This is a genomic window from Kitasatospora sp. NPDC022856 (assembly GCF_055561235.1).
Genome location: NZ_JBVHHE010000004.1, coordinates 81,367 through 102,408 on the forward strand (window position 1 = coordinate 81,367; position 21,042 = coordinate 102,408).

The 21,042-nt window shown below is 74.6% G+C and carries 17 protein-coding genes; 10 read left to right on the forward strand and 7 right to left on the reverse strand.

The window, feature by feature from the left end; genetic code table 11:
- The first annotated feature begins 64 nt into the window (after positions 1–64).
- The 6 genes from ACZ34W_RS06860 to ACZ34W_RS06885 all read left to right on the forward strand — a co-directional run bounded on the left by ACZ34W_RS06860 (position 65) and on the right by ACZ34W_RS06885 (position 8,472).
- On the forward strand, positions 65–1,036 hold the full coding sequence (locus ACZ34W_RS06860) for a cobalamin biosynthesis protein (RefSeq protein ID WP_465602258.1): 972 nt from the start codon (positions 65–67) through the stop codon (positions 1,034–1,036).
- A complete protein-coding gene (locus tag ACZ34W_RS06865) occupies positions 1,033–2,550 on the forward strand; it encodes a cobyric acid synthase (RefSeq protein WP_465602260.1) in 1,518 nt (505 codons plus the stop codon). Before ACZ34W_RS06860 ends, ACZ34W_RS06865 begins: the two co-directional genes overlap by 4 nt.
- On the forward strand, positions 2,543–4,660 hold the full coding sequence (locus ACZ34W_RS06870; RefSeq protein WP_465602262.1) for a putative cobaltochelatase: 2,118 nt from the start codon (positions 2,543–2,545) through the stop codon (positions 4,658–4,660). The genes ACZ34W_RS06865 and ACZ34W_RS06870 overlap by 8 nt, the downstream gene beginning before the upstream one ends.
- A gap of 5 nt (positions 4,661–4,665) precedes the next feature.
- On the forward strand, positions 4,666–5,271 hold the full coding sequence (gene cobO, locus ACZ34W_RS06875; RefSeq protein ID WP_465602264.1) for a cob(I)yrinic acid a,c-diamide adenosyltransferase: 606 nt from the start codon (positions 4,666–4,668) through the stop codon (positions 5,269–5,271).
- Between the two features lie 158 nt (positions 5,272–5,429).
- Positions 5,430–6,806, forward strand: coding sequence for a cobyrinate a,c-diamide synthase (locus ACZ34W_RS06880; RefSeq protein ID WP_465602266.1), 1,377 nt, complete (start codon positions 5,430–5,432; stop codon positions 6,804–6,806).
- 202 nt (positions 6,807–7,008) lie between these two features.
- Complete coding sequence (locus ACZ34W_RS06885; protein WP_465602268.1) at positions 7,009–8,472, forward strand: M6 family metalloprotease domain-containing protein; 1,464 nt, start codon at positions 7,009–7,011, stop codon at positions 8,470–8,472.
- Between the two features lie 935 nt (positions 8,473–9,407).
- Here ACZ34W_RS06885 and ACZ34W_RS06890 read toward each other — a convergent pair.
- The 4 genes from ACZ34W_RS06890 to ACZ34W_RS06905 all read right to left on the reverse strand — a co-directional run bounded on the left by ACZ34W_RS06890 (position 9,408) and on the right by ACZ34W_RS06905 (position 13,693).
- Positions 9,408–10,295, reverse strand: a complete 888-nt coding sequence (locus ACZ34W_RS06890; protein ID WP_465602270.1) for a hypothetical protein — start codon at positions 10,293–10,295, stop codon at positions 9,408–9,410.
- A gap of 87 nt (positions 10,296–10,382) precedes the next feature.
- Positions 10,383–11,420 (reverse strand): TolB family protein, encoded by a 1,038-nt coding sequence (locus ACZ34W_RS06895; protein ID WP_465602272.1) that lies wholly within the window; start codon positions 11,418–11,420, stop codon positions 10,383–10,385.
- The gene (locus ACZ34W_RS06900; RefSeq protein WP_465602274.1) at positions 11,417–12,796 is read right to left on the reverse strand and encodes an MFS transporter; all 1,380 of its coding nucleotides are present in this window, start codon (positions 12,794–12,796) and stop codon (positions 11,417–11,419) included. The genes ACZ34W_RS06895 and ACZ34W_RS06900 overlap by 4 nt, the downstream gene beginning before the upstream one ends.
- Positions 12,797–12,802: 6 nt before the next feature.
- Positions 12,803–13,693, reverse strand: a complete 891-nt coding sequence (locus ACZ34W_RS06905) for an alkaline phosphatase family protein (RefSeq protein ID WP_329490074.1) — start codon at positions 13,691–13,693, stop codon at positions 12,803–12,805.
- A 359-nt stretch (positions 13,694–14,052) separates the two neighbouring features.
- Between ACZ34W_RS06905 and ACZ34W_RS06910 the strand changes: the two genes are divergently transcribed.
- The 3 genes from ACZ34W_RS06910 (at position 14,053) to ACZ34W_RS06920 (ending at position 16,542) form a co-directional block, all read left to right on the forward strand.
- Positions 14,053–14,709, forward strand: a complete 657-nt coding sequence (locus ACZ34W_RS06910) for a cobalamin biosynthesis protein (RefSeq protein WP_465602277.1) — start codon at positions 14,053–14,055, stop codon at positions 14,707–14,709.
- Positions 14,706–15,767, forward strand: coding sequence for an Rv2231c family pyridoxal phosphate-dependent protein CobC (gene cobC, locus ACZ34W_RS06915; protein ID WP_465602279.1), 1,062 nt, complete (start codon positions 14,706–14,708; stop codon positions 15,765–15,767). The genes ACZ34W_RS06910 and cobC overlap by 4 nt, the downstream gene beginning before the upstream one ends.
- Before the next feature lie 100 nt (positions 15,768–15,867).
- A complete protein-coding gene (locus tag ACZ34W_RS06920; RefSeq protein WP_465602281.1) occupies positions 15,868–16,542 on the forward strand; it encodes a DUF4232 domain-containing protein in 675 nt (224 codons plus the stop codon).
- A gap of 110 nt (positions 16,543–16,652) precedes the next feature.
- On the opposite strand, the gene ACZ34W_RS06925 is transcribed toward ACZ34W_RS06920, so the two are convergent.
- The 3 genes from ACZ34W_RS06925 to nadE all read right to left on the reverse strand — a co-directional run bounded on the left by ACZ34W_RS06925 (position 16,653) and on the right by nadE (position 18,888).
- Positions 16,653–17,444 (reverse strand): MOSC domain-containing protein, encoded by a 792-nt coding sequence (locus ACZ34W_RS06925; RefSeq protein ID WP_465602283.1) that lies wholly within the window; start codon positions 17,442–17,444, stop codon positions 16,653–16,655.
- Positions 17,441–17,974: an HAD domain-containing protein gene (locus tag ACZ34W_RS06930; RefSeq protein ID WP_465602285.1), complete on the reverse strand. Its 534-nt coding sequence runs from the start codon at positions 17,972–17,974 to the stop codon at positions 17,441–17,443. The genes ACZ34W_RS06925 and ACZ34W_RS06930 overlap by 4 nt, the downstream gene beginning before the upstream one ends.
- An 83-nt stretch (positions 17,975–18,057) precedes the next feature.
- Positions 18,058–18,888, reverse strand: a complete 831-nt coding sequence (gene nadE, locus ACZ34W_RS06935) for an ammonia-dependent NAD(+) synthetase (protein WP_465602287.1) — start codon at positions 18,886–18,888, stop codon at positions 18,058–18,060.
- 294 nt (positions 18,889–19,182) lie between these two features.
- On the opposite strand from nadE, the gene ACZ34W_RS06940 reads away from it, so the two are divergent.
- Positions 19,183–21,027 carry a serine/threonine-protein kinase gene (locus ACZ34W_RS06940; RefSeq protein ID WP_465602289.1) on the forward strand — a complete coding sequence of 615 codons (1,845 nt, stop codon included), beginning with the start codon at positions 19,183–19,185 and terminating at the stop codon, positions 21,025–21,027.
- Positions 21,028–21,042 lie beyond the last annotated feature (15 nt).

A 21,042-nucleotide genomic window follows, 5' to 3' on the forward strand; every position in this document is an offset into this window, starting at 1 on the left:
CCCTGAGTGAGGACACGCACGCGATGCAGGCTGCCCCGACCTTCCGAGCCCTCCGCTGTCCACCGTGCGCCCGCTGACCCGCGCCGCCGCCTTCGCCCTGGGGGCCGCGGCCGGGTACCTCGCCGACGCCCGCTTCGCCGACCCGCGCCGCGGCCACCCGGTGGCCGTCTTCGGCGGTGCGGCCGGCCGGCTGGAGCGGCGGATCTGGCGGGACGACCGCGCCGTCGGAACGGCTTTCACGGCGCTCTGCGTGGGCACCGTCGCGGCCGGCGCGCTGGCGGCCGACCGCACCCTGGGCCGCCGGCCGCTCGGGCGGGCCGCGCTGGCCGCCGCCGCGACCTGGACGGTGCTCGGCGGCACCTCGCTCACCCGCGAGGCCCGCTCGATCGGACGCTCGCTCGCCGCGCACGACCTCGCGGCGGCGCGGCAGCGGCTGCCGCACCTGTGCGGGCGGGACCCGAGCGCCCTCGACGAGGGGCAGATCGCCCGCGCGGTGGTCGAGTCGGTCGCCGAGAACACCGCCGACGCCGTGGTCAACGCACTCGTCTGGGGCGCCCTCGCGGGCACGCCCGGGCTGCTGGCGTTCCGCGCGGTCAACACCCTGGACGCGATGGTCGGCCACCGCTCGCCGCGCCACGCCCGGTTCGGCTGGGCCTCGGCGCGGCTGGACGACGTGGCGGGCTGGCCGGGCGCGCGGCTGACCGCGCTGCTGACCGTCGCCGCCGCGCCCGAGCCCCGGACGGCCTGGCGGGTCTGGCGCCGGGACGGCTCCGCCCACCCCAGCCCCAACGCGGGCCAGGCCGAGTCGGCCTTCGCCGGTGCCGTCGGCGTGCGGCTCGGCGGCACCCTGCGGTACGGCGCCCGGGTCGAGCACCGGCCGGTACTGGGCGGCGAGCTGCGACCGGTGACGGTGGACGACATCGAGCGCGCCTGCCGGCTCTCCCGCCGGGTGGGACTGCTCGCACTGGGTACGACCGTCGCCGGGCACGCCGTCGTGCAGGCACTCAAGGCGGGGACGAGAAGGGGGAGCGCATGAGCAACGCACTGCTGGTCGCCGGGACGACCTCGGACGCCGGCAAGAGCGTGGTCACCGCGGGCATCTGCCGCTGGCTGGCCCGTCAGGGCGTCGCCGTGGCGCCGTTCAAGGCGCAGAACATGTCGCTGAACTCCTTCGTCACCGCCGACGGTGCCGAGATCGGCCGCGCCCAGGCGATGCAGGCCCAGGCGGCCCGGGTGGAGCCCGAGGCGGCGATGAACCCGGTGCTGCTGAAGCCCGGCGCGGACGGCCGCAGCCAGGTGGTGCTGCTCGGCCGGGCGGTCGCCGAGGTCGGCGCGCTGGACTACCGCGACCGCAAGCCCGTCCTGCTGGAGCGAGCGCTGGAGTGCCTGGCCGACCTGCGCCGGCGCTACGACGTGGTGGTCTGCGAGGGCGCCGGATCGCCCGCCGAGATCAACCTGCGGGACCGGGACATCGCCAACATGGGCCTGGCCACCGCCGCCGGCCTGCCGGTCGTGGTGGTCGGCGACATCGACCGCGGCGGCGTGTTCGCCGCGATGTACGGGACGCTGGCGCTGCTGTCGGAGCAGGACCAGCACCATGTGGCGGGCTGGTTCGTCAACAAGTTCCGCGGCGACGCGCGGCTCCTGGCGCCCGGGCTGGAGATGCTGCGCGAGCTGACCGGCCGTCCGGTGCTGGGCACCCTGCCGATGCTGTCCGGGCTCTGGCTGGACGCCGAGGACTCCCTGGACCTGACCACCGTGGTGGACCGCGCCGAGGGGCGCGGGCCGCTCGGCGCCGACGTGCTGCGGGTGGCCGTGGTGCGCTTCCCCCGGCTGTCCAACTTCACCGACGTGGACGCACTGGCCCAGGAACCCGGGGTGCTGGTCCGCTGGGCCACCCGGCCCGAGGAGCTGGCCGACGCCGACCTGGTGATCCTGCCCGGCACCCGGGCCACCGTGGCCGACCTGGCCTGGCTGCGCGAGCGCGGCCTGGAGCCGGCCCTCAGGGCCCGGGCCGCGGCCGGGCTGCCGGTCCTCGGCGTCTGCGGCGGCTACCAGATGCTCGCGCGCGCCATCCACGACGAGGTCGAGTCGAAGGCCGGTGCCGTCGACGGCCTCGGGCTGCTCCCGACGCACGTCCGGTTCGGCGCCGAGAAGGTGCTCGGCCGACCGGTCGGCGAGGCCTACGGGCAGCCGGTCCAGGGGTACGAGATCCACCACGGGATCGTCACCGTGGAGGGCGGAGAGGCGTTCCTGGACGGCTGCCGGGTGGGGGCGGTCTGGGGCACGACCTGGCACGGCGCGCTGGAGAACGACGGCTTCCGGCGCGCGCTGCTGCGCGAGGTCGCCGCTCTGTCGGGCCGGGCGTTCGTGCCCGCGCCGGACACCTCGTTCGCCGAGGCGCGCGAGGCCCGGCTGGACCGGCTGGGCGACCTGATCGAGGAGCACGCGGACACCGACGCGCTGTGGAAGCTGATCGAGGGCGGGGTGCCGGCCGCGGGTTCGCTGCCGTTCCTGCCGCCCGGGGCCCCCTTGGAGAATCATGAGTGACGTCCGCTACCCCTTCACCGCGATCGTCGGAATGGCCGACCTGCGGCTCGGGCTGCTGCTCAACGCGGTCTCCCCGGCCGTCGGCGGCGTGCTGGTGCGGGGTGAGAAGGGCACCGCCAAGTCGACCATGGTGCGGGCGCTGGCCGGTCTGCTCCCGTCCATCGCCGCCGTCGACGGCTGCCGTTTCGCCTGCGACCCGGCCGCGCCGGACCCGGCCTGCCCGGACGGCGCGCACGACGGCGCCGACGAGACCCACCGCCCGGCCCGGCTGGTCGAGCTGCCGGTCGGCGTCTCCGAGGACCGGATCGTCGGCTCGCTGGACCTGGAGCGCGCGCTGGCCGAGGGCGTGAAGGCGTACGAGCCGGGCCTGCTGGCCCGGGCGCACCGGGGCGTGCTCTACATCGACGAGGTCAACCTGCTCCAGGACCACGTGGTGGACCTGCTGCTGGACGCGGCCGCGATGGGCCGCTCCTACGTGGAGCGCGAGGGCGTCTCGGTGCGCCACGCGGCGCGGTTCCTGCTGGTCGGGACGATGAACCCGGAGGAGGGCGAGCTGCGCCCGCAGCTGCTCGACCGGTTCGGCCTGACCGTGGAGATCGCCGCCACCCGGGAGCCGGCCGAGCGCGCCGAGGTGGTCCGCCGCCGGCTGGCGTACGACGCCGACCCGACCGGGTTCGCCGCGCGGTTCGCCGAGGACGAGCGCGCGCTCGCCGGGCGGATCACCGCGGCCCGGGAGCTGCTGCCCGAGGTGGAGCTGACCGACACGGCGCTGCGCCAGATCACCGCCGTCTGCGCCGCCTTCGAGGTGGACGGGCTGCGCGCGGACATCGTGATGGCCCGCACCGCCGTCGCGCTGGCCGCCTGGGCGGGCCGGACGCAGGTGCTGGAGGAGGACGTCCGCAAGGCCGCGCAGCTGGCCCTGCCGCACCGCCGCCGGCGCAACCCCTTCGACGCGCCGGGGCTGGACGAGGAGCAGTTGGAGCGGACCCTGGAGGAGCACGCCGGGCCCGAGGAGCCCGAGCCCGCGGAGCGACCGTCGGAGGGGGAGCAGCCCGGCGAGGGCCCCGAGGGGAACGGCCCCGAGGACGACGGCCCCGGCCCCGACGGCGGCGGCGGCCCCGACGGTGGCGGCCCCGACGGTGGCGGTGGCGCGCCCGCGCCCGCGGACACGCCCGACGGCTCCGCGGCCGCCGGGCCCGAGCCGCAGACGCCGGCCGAGCCGGAGGCCGTCCCGCAGCAGGGCCGGGGCGGCGCGCCGCAGACCGCGCCGGTGGCGGCCGGCGAGCCGTACCGCACCCGGCTGTTCAAGGTGGAGGGCACCGGGAAGGGCGCCCAGGGCCGCCGCTCCCCCGCCGAGACCGACGGCGGCCACACCATCCGCGCCCGCCGCCCGCAGGGGCGCCTGGCCCGGCTGCACCTGAGCGCCACCCTGCGGGCCGCCGCGCCGCACCAGGTGGCACGCGGGCGGGACTCGCGCGCGCTGCTGCTGCAGAAGGACGACTTCCGCGAGCAGGTCCGGCAGGGCCGCGAGTCCAACCTGGTGCTGTTCCTGGTGGACGCCTCCGGTTCGATGGCGGCCCGGCAGCGGATGACCGCCGTCAAGGGCGCCGTGCTCTCCCTGCTGATGGACGCCTACCAGCGCCGGGACAAGATCGGCATGATCACCTTCCGCGGCGCGAGCGCCGAGCTGGCCCTGCCGCCCACCTCCTCCGTCGAGGTGGGCGCGGCCCGGCTGGAGTCGCTTCCGACCGGCGGCCGGACCCCGCTGGCGGCCGGGCTGCTGCGGGCCCACGAGGTGCTGCGGGTCGAGCGGATGCGCGACCCGCACCGCCGCCCGCTACTGGTCGTGGTGACCGACGGCCGGGCGACCGGCTCCCGCGACGCCGTCGCGCGCTCCCACCAGGCGGCCGGACTGTTCACCGCCCAGGGCGTGGCGAGCGTGGTGCTGGACTGCGAAGCCGGCCCGGTGCGGCTCGGCCTGGCCCGCACCCTGGCCGCCCGGCTGGGCGCCACCGCCGTGACCCTGGACGAGCTGCGGGCCGAGGGCGTGGCCTCACTCGTCCGCGACAACCGTGCCAACCGAGCCACCCCGACGCGAAAGGCGGCCTGATCAACATGCCCAAGGGAGTCCCCGAGAGCGTGCCCGACGACGGCCTGACGACCCGCCAGCGCCGCACCCAGCCGATCACCGCCGTCCACACCGGCCCCGGCAAGGGCAAGTCCACCGCCGCCTTCGGCATGGCGCTGCGGGCCTGGAACCAGGGCTGGCCGATCGGAGTGTTCCAGTTCGTCAAGTCCGCGAAGTGGAAGGTCGGCGAGGAGAACGCGCTGCGCGTGCTCGGCGCCTCCGGCGAGGGCGGCACCGTCGACTGGCACAAGATGGGCTCCGGCTGGTCCTGGATCCAGCGCTCCACCGAGATGGAGATGGACAGCGAGGCGGCCGCCAAGGAGGGCTGGGAGCAGGTCAAGCGCGACCTGGACGCCGAGACCTACCGCTTCTACGTGCTGGACGAGTTCACCTACCCGATGCACTGGGGCTGGGTCGACGTGGACGAGGTGGTCGCCGTGCTGAAGGACCGCCCGGGCAGCCAGCACGTGGTCATCACCGGCCGGTACGCGACCGAGGCGCTGACCTCGGCCGCCGACCTGGTCACCGAGATGACCAAGGTGAAGCACCCGATGGACACCGGCCGCAAGGGCCAGCGCGGCATCGAGTGGTGAGCCCGGCGGGCTTCGCGGGATCCGTGCGTCACCTCGGGGCCGTGGGTTCCCTCGGGTCCGTGGGTTCCCTCGGGTCCGTGCCGCCCGTGAAGCCGGCGAAGTCCGTGAAGCCCGTGAAGCCCGTGACACGTCCGTGAGTCCGCGAAAGCAGTAGAGCCTTGAACAGCGTCCCCCGTCTCGTCGTCGCCGCGCCGTCCTCCGGCTCCGGCAAGACCACCGTCGCCACCGGCCTGATCGCCGCGCTCGCCGCGCGCGGTCTGGCCGTCTCGCCGCACAAGGTCGGCCCGGACTACATCGACCCGGGCTACCACGCCCTGGCCGCCGGCCGGCCGGGCCGCAACCTGGACGCCTTCATGTGCGGGCCGGAGCGCATCGCGCCGCTCTTCCTGCACGGCGCCGCCGGGGCGGACGTCGCGGTGGTCGAGGGCGTGATGGGGCTGTTCGACGGCGCCTCCGGACGCGGCGAGCTGGCGTCCACCGCCCACGTCGCCAAGCTGCTGCGGGCACCCGTGGTGCTGGTGGTGGACGCCTCCTCGCAGTCCCGCTCGGTGGCCGCGCTGGTGCACGGCTTCGCCTCCTGGGACCCGGAGGTCCGACTGGCCGGGGTGATCCTCAACCGGGTCGCCTCCGACCGGCACGAACTGCTGCTGCGCGAGGCCCTGGAGGAGGGCTCCGGGGTGCCGGTGCTCGGCGCGGTGCGCCGCTCGGCGGCGGTCGCCACACCGTCCCGCCACCTCGGCCTGATCCCGGCCGTCGAGCGCTCGGCCGAGGCGCTGCGGGCCGTCGCCGACATGGGTGAGCTGGTCGCCGCGTCGGTCGACCTGGACGCCGTCCTGGCGCTGGCCCGGACGGCTCCTCCGCTGGACGCCACGCCGTGGGACCCGGCCGCCGAGGTCGAGCGGGTGGCCGGCGCGCCCCGGATCGCCGTGGCCGGCGGCGCCGCGTTCTCCTTCTCGTACGCCGAGAACGCCGAACTGCTCACCGCGGCCGGCGCCGAGGTGGTGCCGTTCGACCCGCTGCACGCCGACGCGCTGCCCGCGGACACCGCCGGCCTGGTGATCGGCGGCGGCTTCCCCGAGCTGTACGTCCGGGAACTCAGCGCGAACGGGACGCTGCGCGCTGCGATCGCCGCGTTCGCCGCCTCGGGCGCGCCGATCGCCGCCGAGTGCGCCGGACTGCTCTACCTCGGGCGGGAGTTGGACGGCCTGCCGATGTGCGGCGTACTGGACACCTCGGCCCGGATGACCGAGCGGCTGACCCTCGGATACCGGGAGGCCGTCGCGCTGACCAACTCGCCGCTGGCACCGACCGGCACCCGGGTGCGCGGGCACGAGTTCCACCGCACGGTCTGCGAGCCCGGCGCCGGGGAACGGCCCGCCTGGGGCTGGCGACTGCCGACCGGGCCGAACACCGAGGGCTTCACCGGGGGCACGCTGGGCAACGTTCACGCTTCGTATCTGCACCTGCACTGGGGAGGATCACCGCAGCTCGCCGCCTCGTTCGCGGCCGCCGCGGCCGGGTACCGCGCGGGCTGAGCGAACCGGCGTACCCCCGGGTCTGGTGCTTTGCCCATGCGGAGCGTCAGAATAGTGCTGATAGCCGCAAATCGCCCATTTCGCAACCGGTACCGGCCAGACCCGACCGCCTTTGGCGAGCCGACCGATTGCCGGCGACCGCCCGCTCGGCGGGGTCGCCACGCTCCCCCGCGGAGTGAGCTGGCTCAAAGGAGCCGTCACGATGCGTCACACCTTAACCCCGCAGTATCACCACCCCCTCGACCCCACCGGCCACCGGCACGCCTGCCCGGTACCGCTGTCCCCCAAGGCCTTCGCCCAACTCCGGGCCCGCTACCAGGACCTCGTCGAACACCGGCGGATCCCGGCGAGCCTCACCTTCGAGCAGTACTACTACGTCTGGCGCTCCCGGCGGCGCGGTGAGAACGTCATCGGCCTCGACGACGGCGCCGTCCGCCCCGGCCCCAGCACCGGGGCCCAGTTGATCACCCGTCCGACCAAGAAGCTGCGCGGCACCATCCGCACCCTGGTGCTGCTGGTCGACTTCCCCGACCACCCGCACAGCCCCGAGCACACCGTCGGCCACTTCGAACAGATGCTGTTCAGTGCCGACACCTTCACGACCGGCTCGATGCGCGACTACTACCGCCTGGTCAGCGGATTCGACGCCGCCCACCCGACCGAGCACGGCATCGACATCCAGGGCGAGGTGCACGGCTGGTTCCGCCTGCCGCAGCCGCTCTCCTTCTACACCGACAACCAGTCCGGCACCGGCAACCCGCCCCGGAACTCCCAGGGCATGGCGGCCGACGCGCTGCGACTCGCGCTCGGCCAGGGCATCGACTTCTCCGCCGGCTACGACGCCCTCGGCGAGGGCCTCGTCACCGCGCTGTTCATCGTCCACGCCGGCTCCGGCGCCGAACAGACCGAGCGCCCCGGCGACATCTGGAGCCTCAAGTGGAACCCGCCCGGCGAGGACGGCGTGCTGGTCGCGCCCGGCCTGCGGGTGCAGACCTTCCTGACCGTCCCCGAGGACTGCGCGGTCGGCGTCTGCGCCCACGAGTGGGGCCACCTGGCCGCCCGCTGGGCCGACTTCTACGACACCGGCCGCGTCGAGGCGACGACCTCCAACGGCCTCGGGGACTACTGCCTGATGGCGGGCGGCTCCTGGGGCAACGACGGTGTCACCCCCGTCTTCCCGAACGGCATGCTGCGGATGTTCCACGGCTGGACCACCCCGCAGGAGGTCTCCAGCACCACCACCGGCATCGCGCTGCGGCCCGTCGCCGAGGGCGGCGACCTGCTGTTCGTCCGCAACCCCCAGCGGATGAAGGAGAGCCAGTACATCATCGTCGAGTACCGCCGCCAGCGCGGGCAGGACGAGTTCCTGCCCTCCCAGGGCGTCGCCGCCTACGTGGTGGACGAAGCCATCGACAACGTCAACGACGAACACCACCTGGCCATCGCGCTGATGCAGGCCGACGGCCGCAACGACCTGGGGAAGATCTTCGGCACCGGCAACCGGGGCGACCGGACCGACCTCTACCCGGCCCTCGGCAACACCGGCATCGGCCAGCACACCGCACCGGCCCTCAACGAGCCCGACGGCACCTGGAGCGGAGTCACCCTCGACATCGCCGGCACCCCAGGAGCCGAACAGATGGGCGTCGACGTCACCATCACCTGACCCACCCCGACCGGGCGGCCCGAGTGAAACCACACCCGGCACACCGGTCAGCCTCCCATCCGGGCGGCTGACCGGCGCCCGGGCGGTCTGGAGTGCGCAAATAGATTCGATACTTCCGCACGCGAACTCTCCGCAGACTGACGACCTTTCGGCGGAGGGGTGGCAACGGTTCAGCGCGCGCGGTCCTAGGATCCCCATCACCAGGAATACGCGCCGATGATCATTATTGATGAATTCTGATCGACAGAGAAGTAATCACGCCTGGTATCTAACCGGCCATGCGATCGCGTCGATCTCTACCGAACGCCGGACGGACTGTTTTCCTGGGCGACTCCCCGCCATGTACCGCAGGATGACAGCTCGGATCGTCCGCCTCCTGTGACGACTGGCTGCTCGGCCGGTTGACGGACTGGGCGAGCACGAGTATCCGAGAAGCGCCCACGTCGCCGGTGTACTGAAGACGATCACCGTCAGCGCGGGAAGCCTTCTGAGAACAACGGTTCACTCAGGACGCCGCGAGAGCCTGTATCGATGGCGACGGGCCCTCCGGCACGACCCCATCCTGGGGCTCCTGTCACCCCGCGCCGGGGTCATCTCTCAGTCGCTGGTCGACGAGGCGGGGGCGGGGGCGGTCCCTGTGGGACTCACCGAGCCCGCGGAGTGGGAAGTCGGACCGGCCGACTTCCTACTCCCGATCGACGGCTTCCGGTCGTTCAGGCCCTACCTCGCCCTGCGACCTCGTGCCGCGGCCGCTGCCTAGGGGCGGCGGCAGGTCCGGGGGCTGTCGTGGGAGGGCGGACGGTCAAGTGGTCGGGCCCCGGCCGGTGATCTACTGCCGACCGCCTGTGACGGTCCGGCGAACGACCGCGGAGCCGCCCTCAGGCACCCTCGCTGAACGCTGCAGGCGGTCTACCAACGCCGCAGCGCTCCGCCGGTCAGCCGGTGGCGCGGACGTAGATGTCGGCGGCGCCCGAGAGGCCGTTGGAGACCGTCACGATGTAGATCCGGCGGCCGGCGACGGGGTGGGTGGCTGTCGGGGTGGGAGACGGGGTGGGGGTGAGGCTGGGGGCGGGGGTCTCGGTCGGGGTGGGCGGGTCGTCGGCGGAGCGGAGGCCCGTCGCGGGCCGGGGCGCGACGGGCTCGGCCGCCTCGGGGGCGGGGTCGGGAGCCGGGGTGGCCTCGGCCTCGGTGTCGGGGTCGGCGGAGGGCGGCGGGTCGTCCGAGGCGCAGGGCGACGGGGTGGCGACCGGCTCAGCCGGGGCCGGGGCCGGTTCCGACGGCGGTTCGGAGACGGTCGGGGGTTCGGCGGCCGACGGGGTCGCGACCGGTAGGGGCGTCGAGCTCGCCGAGGGCGCCGGCATCGGGGCCAGTTCCTGGGCCTCGGTCGGCTCGTCGCCGCCCAGGGCCGCCGTCAGGTCGGACGGCAGCGGGGCGACCGGGCCGGGGGCCGGGAGGTCGTAGGTCCGCAGGAAGTCGTCGACGCCGACGTCCGGGCCGCCGGCCAGCCGGTAGTGCAGGTAGGCGACCGGCGCGCCGTCGGCGAGGCGGGTGTACACCGCGCCCACGGGGACGTAGTAGCGGCCCGCGCCCGGGTGCTGGGAGGGGTGGAGGCCGGCCAGGAGTTCGGCGCGGTCCCGGTCGGTCTCGATCGCGCCCCGGCCCAGGGTGAGCGCGTTGACGCCCCGGACGGCGAGGGCCGCCAGCAGCGCGATGGTGAGCACCAGGCCCACCGCGATCGTGCGGCGCAGCACCGGCCGGCCGGACAGGGCGGGCCAGGAGTCGCCGGCCACCCGCTCGGGCGCAGCCCGCCCCTGTTCCTTCAACGCTCCCCGCTCCCCCGCCTCGCACCGCTCTCACTGCTCGACGTGGAACCCTACGCCCGAAGTTCCGAGTGGGACCACCCAGCCCGATCAGCCCGGATAGGCCGGTGCCACCGCGGCTTCGAGCACCCGCTCCGCCAGACCGCCGCCGTCCGCCGGGACGGTCCACAGATCGGCCCCGAAGTCGCCGGGGAGCGCGTAGAGCAGCGTCGCGTCGTCGACCCAGACCGCCTGGTCGTCGACGTTGCGCTGCTCGGCGGTGGCCGTCTCGGTCATGGTGGCGAGGTCGAGCACGTAGAGCCGCCAGGGCGAGTCCTCGGACAGGCCGGGGACGCGCTTCTTGTAGGCGATGCGGGTGCCGTCCGGGGAGAGCGAGGGGCATTCGACGTTCTCGTGGAGCGTGGTGAGGGTGCGGGCGGCGAGGTCGCCGCGGACGAGGTGGGTCCGGCTGCCGGTGGCCACGGTGGCGTAGAAGGTGTTGTCGTCGGCGAAGGTGACGCCCCAGACGTTGACGTCGGACGCCTGGTACGGCTTGCCGTCCTTGATCACCGCGAAGGTCTCCAGGTTCTCCCGGAGGTTCCAGTCGCGGACGTCGACGATCGACGAGCGGGTGGAGAAGTCGGTGCCGGCGTAGGAGTCGCCGCTGACGAAGACCGTCCAGGCCGCGAGGTGGCCCGAGGGCGAGACCCGGGAGCGGGTCGGGATACCGGCGGCGGGGAAGGACTTCAGCTCGCGCAGGTGGTCGTCGAGCACCACGGCGCGGTAGGTGTCCTGCAGCGCGCCGCGCTCGGCCCGGAGGCAGATGCCGGTGCCGGCCGCCGCGTAGAAGCGCAGGCACTGCACGCCCGAGGAGGTCCGCGGGCCGTCCGGCTGGTCGGCCGGTACGGAGACGAGCTCGTCGAGGTGCGGGCCCCAGGCCATGTTGCGGAACACCAGTTGGCGGCCGCCGGCCGGCGGGCGGAGCGACACCGGGCCGGGGGTGACCACCGGAGCGCCGGGCTGTGCCTGCTTGGTGCGGGTCGAGTTGTCGGCCGCGTGCAGGACGGCGCCGGTGCCGACGGCGCCGAGCAGGACGACGGCGACCAGCAGGATCAGCACCCTGGTCCGGCCTTGGAGCGGTGGGGTCACGACGGTACCTCGGAATCGGAGGGGGGAGCGGTTCCGGACGCGCCCGGGGCGGTGGGCGTCCCGGCGGTGGGCGTCCCGGAGGCGGTATCCCTGGGGGCGTCCCGCAGGACGAAGGCGGCCGCCAGCACGCAGCCGGCCAGCGCCGCCGCGGACCAGCCGAGCGCGGCCGTGCCGCCCACCGCGCTCCACAGCGCGCCGAAGGCGAGCGAGCAGCCGAACCGGGCGAGCGCCTGCCCGGTGCCGACCAGGGCCAGCCCGGCGCCGCGCTGCTCCGCCGGTACCGCGTCGGCCGCCGCGGCCGCCAGCACGCCGTCCGTCGAGGCGTAGAACGCGCCGTGCAGCACCAGGACGCAGACCACCGCCGACAGTCCGCCCAGCGGCGAGAGCAGCAGCCCGTACGCCAGCAGCAGGGCACCGTGACCGGCGAGGAAGAGCCGGCGGCGGCCGAGCCGGTCGGCGAGCGCGCCCAGCGGAACGGCGAGCAGCAGGAAGCCCGCGGCCGTGCCGAGCGGCAGCAGCGGGAAGAGGTCGGTGGCGAGGCCGAGCCGGCGCTGCACCAGCAGGTAGAGGAAGGAGTCGCTCACGGTGGTCAGGCCGAGCAGCACCGCGCAGAACGTCAGCCGGCGCAGCCCGGGCAGGCGCAGCAGGGCGAGGCCGTCGCGCAGCCGGGGGGCGGTGGCCGTCGCGGTCTCGCCCGGCTGCCGGTTCGGGACGAAGAGCAGCAGCACCAGCACGCCGAGCACCGCGACACAGGCGCTGACCGTGAACACCGCGTCGTAGCCGTGCCGTTGGCCGCCGTCGGCGAGCAGCGGGCCGCCGGCCAGGCGGAGCACGAGGAAGGCGGCGAGCGGCCCGATCAGCGCACCGGCCGTGTCCATCGCCCGGTGGACCCCGAACGCCCGCCCCCGGTGCGCGGGTTCGGTGGCGAGCGAGATCATCGCGTCCCTCGGCGCGGTGCGCAGTCCCTTGCCCGTGCGGTCGACCGCGATCACCGCGCCGATCAGCGGCACGGTGTGGACGAGCAGCAGCAGCGGCTTGCAGAGCGCCGAGAGGCCGTACCCGGCCACCGCGACGGCCTTGTGCCGGGACGCGCCGTCCGCGCCCCGCCGGTCGGCGAGGTGGCCGCCGGCCAGCCGGACCAGCGCGCTGAACCCGTTCTGGATGCCGTCCAGCAGCCCGAAGCCGAGCGGCGAGAGGCCGAGCCCGGTGAGCAGGTACAGCGGCAGCACCGCGCTGACCATCTCGGAGGAGATGTCGGTCACCAGGCTGACGGTGCCCAGGGCCAGGACGGTGCCGGGGACGGCGGCCGCCCGCCGGCCCGGCCGGAGGGCCGGGTCGACGGGGGCCTTGGAGCTGCGGGATTCCGCGACGTACATGGGAGGTCAGTTCCAGATGCCGGTGATGGTCGCGGCGGACGCGGCGTTGCCCGCGTGGGTGGTCAGCCCGGCGAGGTCCTCCAGCGTGCGCAGCACGTTGTAGTGGTTGTAGGTGGTGGCGGTGGTGGAGCCGGGCGTGACGTGCTCGCCGTAGAAGACCGTGGGGATGCGGTTGCCGGAGAGGCGGTTGTCCTCGTCGAAGGTGACGACGAGGATGCTGTTGTGGGTCTTGGCCCAGGTCGCGTACGCGCCGAGCTTGTTCTTCAGCCAGGTGTCGCCGGTGGAGACCGAGCAGTCGTGCATGTCGTTGCAGAGGTCCGGCACGACGAAGGACACCTTGGGCAGGGTCGTGTAGTCGGTCGGGAACTGCGCGAAGGTGTACGCGGTGTTGGTCGGCACGTTCTTGAAGCCGAACCACGGGTTGTGCTTCTGGGCGTACTTGCCGCTGCTGCAGACCGTCGAACCCTGGCTCGGCAGGCCCTCGTTGTAGCTGCCCCAGGTCTTGCCGGCGGCGATCAGCTCGGAGCCCAGGTTGGCGGCGGTGAGCGAGCCGACCGGCACGCAGCTGTCGTCGGTGCGCCCCTGCGCGCTGCCGGAGAACAGCTGGTAGTAGTTGGGCTCGCTCGGGTGGGTGAGCCCGAACGACTGGGTCAGCGTGGCGCCGCCCGCCTTCAGGGTGTTGTTGATGTACGGAGCGCTGGAGCTGCCGACGACCTGCGAGTACGCGTGGTTCTCCAGGACGACGACGACCACGTGGTCGGGCGTCGGCAGGGTCGCGGCCTGTGCGGTGCCGGTGGCCGCCCAGAGGCCGAGCGAGCCGGCGACCAGGCCGAGGCCGGCGCCGAGGGCGGTCAGGGTGCGGCGGGGGTTGCGGGGGCGGAGTCGTGCGAAGGGCATGGTGTCCTCCGTGCGTCGGGGGGAACCGGGGTTCGGCAGGAACACCCGGGTGGGCGGTCGTGCTGTGCGGGTCGCAGTGCGTGACTGCGTCGGAGCGCCGCAAACAGTAGGAGCGCGGCGGTGGCGTGGACCGCTCAGGGAAGGTGAAGAACAGGCGAACACCCTCCGGCGCCCGGCGACGGAGGTCACACGGGCCCCGATTGACCCCTCCGTCGCCGCCGTGGTGGGATTTCGTCGGCCGACGAGCGGCTGCCGCAGTGCCGCCGGGGAGCGCCGGACGACCGCCGGGCGGCCTCCCGACGGCCTCCGCATGGCCTCCGAACGGCCTCCGAACGGCCTCCGGGTGAAGGGAACGCGACGTGATCGGGCTGCCGGCCCTGGACGCGGCGGGTCACGCACCCGCCGCGCAGCCGCACGCGGCGCGGCCGGACAGTTGCCCGGCCTTCCGGGCCGACACCGGCGGCGGGGGCCCGAGCGAACTCCTGGACCGCGCGCCGGACGGCTCACCGGTCGCCGCGCGGTGCTCGGACGGCGCGGCTGACCCCGACGGCCTCGCCTCCGGTGCCCTCGTCGTCGGTGTCGGCCTGCGCGCGGCGGCGGGTCCGTCCGACGTGACGCGGCTGATCCACCGGGCCCTGCGCGAGGCCGGATTGCCCAGCGGCTCCGTCTCCCGGCTCGCGACCCTCACCGGCAAGGGCGACCACCCCGCCGTCCGCCACGCCGCCGCCGCGCTGGGCCTCCCGGTGGACGAGCACCCGGCGGAGGCCCTCGCGGCCTTCGCCGTCCCGAACCCGTCCGCCGCCGTCGGATCGGCGGTCGGCACCCTGAGCGTGGCGGAGGCCGCCGCCCTGGCGAGCGCGCCGGGCGGCGAACTCGTCGTCCCCAAGCAGAAGTCCGCGACGGCGACGGTGGCGGTCGCCCGGGCCGCTCGCGGTCGCCCCGGGCCTCGCGACCCGCTCGCCCGCGTCCCCGGGCCGTCCCTTCCCGTCGATGCCGTTGTTGGAGACCCCTCGTGACCACCCCCGACCATGACCTCCGCCACCACGGTGACGCGGAGGTGCGCGCCGACGGGGCCGGTCTGGTCGACCTCGCCGTCAACGTCCGCACCGGCACACCCCCGCAGTGGCTGCGTGAGCACCTCGCGGCGACGCTCGGCGAGCTCGCGGCGTACCCCGACGGCACGGCCGCCCGCGCCGCCGTCGCCGCCCGGCACGGCCGACCGGTCACGGAAACGCTGCTCACCTCGGGCGCGGCGGAGGCCTTCGTGCTGCTCGCGCGCGTCCTGACGCCCCGTCACGTCGTCGTCGTACACCCGCAGTTCACCGAACCGGAGGCGGCGCTGCGGGACGCCGGCCACGCTGTGGAGCGGGTACTGCTCGTACCCTCGGACGGCTTCCGGCTCGGTGCGGTACCGGAGGAGGCCGACCTCGTCGTCCTCGGCAACCCCACCAACCCGACCTCCGTACTGCACCCGGCGGCCGCCGTCGCCGCCCTGGCGCGCCCCGGTCGCACCCTGGTGATCGACGAGGCGTTCATGGACACCGTGCCCGGCGAGTGCGAATCCCTCGCCGCCGTCCGGGACCTGCCCGGCCGGGTGGTCGTGCTGCGCAGCCTCACGAAGACCTGGGGCCTGGCGGGCCTGCGCATCGGCTATGCGCTCGGCCCGGCCGACCTGATCACCGCGCTCGGCGCCGCCCAGCCGCTCTGGCCGGTCTCCACCCCGGCGCTGGCCGCCGCCGAGGTGTGCAGCGCTCCCGCGGCGCTCGCCGAGGCCGAGCAGGCCGCCCAGGACCTCGCCCTCCACCGCGACCACCTGCTCAAGGGCCTCGCCGCCTTCCCCGCCGTCCGGGTGCACGGGGAGCCGGCCGCCTCCTTCGTCCTCGTCGAACTGCCGGGCGCGGCCGCCGTCCGCGCCCGGCTGCGCGAGCACGGCTTCGCCGTCCGGCGGGGCGACACCTTCCCCGGACTGGGCCCGGACTGGCTGCGGATCGCCGTCCGGGACCCTGGGACGACGGACCGTTTCCTGGACGCGCTCGGCTCGGTGCTGGCGGTCCGGACCGGCACCGGCCGCTGAAACACGACCGGGACATTTCACGAACCACCCGGTGATCATGCCCGGCCTACCGTGGAGGCAGACGACAAACCGCACTGCCGGACGGAAGTTGGGACCACCCATGCGCTTGCGAATCGCCCTCACCGCTCTCGCCGTCACCGCCCTCGCGGCCGCCGCGACGGCCTGCGGCCCGGAGAACAGTGACGCACCCGCCGCCGGCGCCGCCCCGACGACCGCTCCCCCGGCCGCCTCCGCCCCCGCCGCCGCGCCGTCCGCGTCGGCCCCCGGCACGCCCGCCGCGCCCGGCAAGTCCGCCGCGCCCGCCGCGTCCACCAAGCCCACGGCCACCACGCCGGCCGCGCCCGCCCCGGGCAGCCCGGGCGACAAGACCGGCTACGGCCAGGCCTGCGGCACCAACGACCTCACCTTCGGGGCGAAGATGGAGACCCAGGCGGGCGGCTACATCCTGGTCACCGCCAAGGCCAAGGCCGGGATCACCTGCGTCCTGCCCGCGACGCACCCGGTCATCGCCTTCGGTTCGGGCGGCATCGAGGCCCGCAACGCCGAACAGGCCGCCGGTGCGCCGATCACCCTCACCGGCAGCGCGGTCGCCTACGTGGGGATCAACCCGAAGAGCACCAACACCGACCAGAACATCGAGTTCAAGGACGTCATCATCGGCATCAGCGCCGGCGACCCGGACCCGGCGAGCATCCCCGTCGGCTCCGTCAAGGTCGACAAGCCGGTCGTCACCAACTGGCACACCAACGCCAAGGACGCCGTCCCGGGTGTCTGATCAGCCGTGATTGACGCTGTCGATCAACCCACGCCGCACCTTCACGGCGGATTCACGGCGAACCGGAGGCAGGCGCCGCCCTCGACCGGCGGCGACCGCCACCCCCGCGATCAGCCGAGACTCACCGCGTCCCCCACCCGCACCCTCCCCGGCTCCACTACCTGCGCATAGACGCCCGCGCAGGGCAGCGCCGGCATCCCCTCCAGGGGCACGACCCGGTTCTGCGCGGCGAGCACCTTCAGGGCCGCCGTGCTGCGCGGCAGTTCGCCATGCACGAGGGTCAGGACGGCGCAGCGCGGGGTCGGGGCCAGCACCCGCAACCGGAGGTCCGGGCCGATCCGCAGCTCGCGGCCGACCCAGGCGTTCTCGACGTAACCGTCGCCCTCGGTGCGGATCACCAGGTTGGGGCGGTAGCGGGCGGCCTCGGTCGCCACGGCGTCCAGGGTGGAGGTCGTGAGCAGGTGCAGCGGGGCGAAGTCGAAGAAGCCCCCGGCGGGAGCGGCGCGGCCGATCTCGTTCTCGGTGACGGCGACCTCCCTGTCGATCCCGCGTGACAGCACCTCCTCCGGCACGGCCCGTTCGACGGTCGCACCGGGCGGGCGCTCGCTCACCAGGGAGACCTCGCGGCCCAGCAGCGCGGACAGTTCGCCCTCGCCCACCTCCCGGCCGTCCGGCCCGGTGATCACGACGCCGCCGGGGTGCAGCACGGCGGTGAACCGGAGCATCTCCGCCCAGAGCCTCGGGTTCTTGGCGCTCGCCACCCGGCCACTCGCGGCGTCGAGCAGCCCCAGCGCCCGGTCCCCGTCCAGCCCGCGCTCGGAGACGCCGGCTTCGCCCAGCTCCTCCCCCAGCAACGACTTCACCGGGTACCGCCGGATCCGCTCCACCGTCCCGATCCTCATGCCACCGCCTCCGCCCACTCCCGTAGCGCCGTGAAGTCGCGTTCGCCCAGGCCGATTTCGGGATCGACGTGCAGGGTCAGCGCGGGCGCGGGGTGGTGCGCGGCTATCCACTCCGCGTCCTGCGGCCCCAGCTCGTCGTCCACCCAGACGAACGGGCGCCCGGCGGCCCAGGCGACCAGGTTCCTGGTCTTCCAGTGCAGCCCGTCCGGGTCCTGCTGGTGCAGCTCCGGCCAGTGGATGTACGGCAGCACGGGCAGCCCCAGCAGCGGCCCGATGAAGGTGTTCGCCTCGTCCATCCACGTGGTGGCCCACACCAGTTCGTACCGCAGCGCCAGCAGTTCGGGCCCGTGGTCCGGGTTGATCCAGATCCGCAGCGGCCGCACACGCTCGGCGGGCCGCTGCGGGAAGCGGGCGACCCAGCAGTCGGGCTTCACCCGGTGCGTCCCGTAGCCGTGCGGCCGCCGGTGCCGCTTCGCGGCATAGGGGTTCAACGGCCCGTCGACATCGAGCAGGAGCAGCGGCAACGTCATACCGGGCATCCTCGCCGGAACCCCACTCCGGGACCAGGGGTTTATCGGGCGGAGCAGGCCGGCGTGGTGGGCCGTGGACCGCCTTACGGGGCGATCGGGAGGCGGCGCTTGTGGTCGGTGAGGCGGTAGCGGCGGACGATCGTCTCGAAGGTCTCCTCGGCGACCGGCTTGCCCTCCAGGAAGTCGTCGATGTCGTCGTAGCTGACACCGAGGGCGTCCTCGTCGGCCTTGCCCGGGGCGAGGGTCTCCAGGTCGGCGGTCGGGACCTTCCGGACCAGCTCGGCCGGGGCGCCCAGGGCGTCCGCGACGGCGCGCACGCGGCGCTTGGTCAGGCCGGTGAGCGGGACGAGGTCGGCCGCGCCGTCGCCGAACTTGGTGAAGAAACCGGAGACCGCCTCGGCGGCGTGGTCCGTGCCGACGACCAGGCCGTCGTGCGCGCCGGCCACCGCGTACTGGGCGATCATGCGCTGGCGGGCCTTGATGTTGCCGAGCACGAAGTCCTGGTGGCCGGCGTCGCGGAAGGCCACGTCGGCGGCCACGGCGGCGTCGAGCGCGGCGTCGCTGGCGGGCTTGATGTCGACGGTCAGCAGGTGGTCCGGCCGGATGAAGGAGAGCGCGAGCTGGGCGTCGTGCTCGTCGGCCTGGACCCCGTAGGGCAGCCGCATCGCGTAGAACCGCGCCTCGTGCCCGGCGGCCCGGGCGCGCTCGACGGCGAGCTGGCAGAGCCGACCGGCGGTGGTGGAGTCGACACCGCCGCTGATGCCGAGCACGAGGGCGCGCAGACCGGTGGAGGTCAGCCGCTCGGCGAGGAAGGCCACCCGGCGCTCGATCTCCTTCTCGGCGTGGAAGGTCTCGGCGACCTCCAGCTCCCGGGCGATCTCCTGCTGCAGGGCGATGGACGCCGGCACGCTCACGTCTGCTCCTTGGTCGGGTTCGATGTGCTGTCGCACCCACCCTACTCAGGCCCGATGCCCGGCGGGACGGCCCGCCCGGCCGGTACCGGCGGACAGCCGGGAGGCCGCTCCCGGAGCCGACGGCCGTGGGAGCCGCCGATTCCCGGCCCGCCCGCTGCCCGCAGGCCCGCTGACGGTCCGTCGGGGGCGGTCCGTAGCATGGGCACGCGCGCGGACGGGGGCCCGGTGCCCTCTGGCAGACTGTGCGACCAGTGGGGCTGTTGGGCCGGGGCATGACAGGTGGGGGCAGAGAGCATGAGCAGCCGGGGGACGGTGCTCGGGGGGCGTTACACGCTGACCGAGCGGATCGGCGGCGGGGGCATGGGCTCCGTCTGGCGCGCCGACGACGAGGTGCTCGCACGGCAGGTCGCCGTGAAGATCCTGCATCCGGGACTGGTCGAGGACGGCGCCTTCGTCAAGCGGTTCCGGCGCGAGGCCCAGCTGCTCGCGGCGCTGAAGCACCCCGGCATCGTGGACGTCCACGACTACGGCGAGAGCGGCGAGGACGCCGGGGACGACCGGGTCGCCTACATCGTGATGGAGCTGATCGACGGGCAGCCGCTGGACAAGGTGCTCGCCGAGAGCGGGCCGATGCCGCCCGAACGGGCCCTGGGGCTGCTCGCCACCGCGCTGGACGCCCTGCACGCCGCCCACCGGCAGGAGATCGTGCACCGCGACGTCAAACCGTCCAATCTGATGGTCCGGTCCGAGGGCCGGGTGACGGTGACCGACTTCGGCATCGCGCGGGCGGTCGCCAGCACCCGGATCACCGCCTCCCACGCGGTGATCGGGACGGCGCTCTACATGGCCCCCGAGCAGGCCGAGGGACAGGCCATCACCCCGGCCTCGGACCTCTACTCGATCGGCGTGGTCGGCTACGAACTGCTCACCGGACAGCCGCCGTTCGTCGGCGAGAGCGTGCTGGAGGTCGCCCTCAAGCACATCCGGGAGCCCGCTCCGGAGCTGCCGGCGGCCGTTCCGGAGGCGGTGCGCGGGCTGATCGCCACCGCGCTGGCCAAGAAGCCGGAGGACCGCTTCGCCGACGCCGGCGCGATGGCCGCGGCGGCGCGGGCCGCGATCGCCGCCGCTCCCGGCGCCCCCGCGCTGCCGGCACCGCCGGTCGTTCAGGTGATACCCGCGACGCCCGCCGTTGCCGCGGCCGACGTCGGCAAGGTGGAGTCCCGGGACGCCACCGAACCCGGCACCCGTCGGCGGCGGCGCGGCTTCCTCGTCCCCATCGTCATACCGGTGGTCATCACGGCGGGCACCGCGACCGTCCTTCTGATCGACCGCACGCCCTTCACCTCCGAGGCGAAGACGCCCGGGACGCAGCCGTCCGTCACGGTCTCCGGCCCGGCGAACCCCGGCGGGCCGACAACGTCGGCCGTGAACGCGACGACCCCGCCGCCGACCACCCCCGCGCCGACCGGCACCCCGACCGCGCCCGGCGCCACCGCGACCCCCGGCGCCCAGCAGTCCACGCCTGCGCCGGGCGGCACCGGTGCGGCGAACGGCGGCGGCGCGACCGGAGCGGGCGGCACCCCGCGCGCGACCCAGCCGCCGGCCGGCGTCCCGGCCCCGGCGGCCGGCACGGCCGCGGCCGGGAACCAGCCCGCTCCCGGAACGCAACCGGGCACGCAGCCCAACCCCCAGCCGGCGGCCACCAGCGCCCCGCCGCAGACGCCCGTCACGCCGCCGGGCTGCGGCGGCACCAAGTGGGGGCCGATCGTCAGCGTGGCCTCCGGCCTCAAGCTCGGCCTGTCCAAGGACACCCCGTCGGCCGGCCAGTCCGTGATCATGGGCGGCAACACCGCCTACGGCTGGGTGCGTTCGGACCCGGACCCGGGCGGCTGGTACCACCTCTACCCGTGCAACCTGAGCGGCGCGCCGCTCGTCCAGGAGACCGACGGGCGGGTGACGCTCTCGGGCGGCTTCAGCGTCCTGAGCAACTGGAAGGTCAGTGCCGGGAGCACGCCGGGCGCCTTCCGTCTCGCGGACTACATGGGCTCCGCGTGCATGACCGACAACGGCGCGGGCAACCAGGTCACCATGGTCACCTGCACCGCCGGGAACAAGTCCCAGGAGTTCAGGATCCCCTGATCGGAGCCGAAGGGG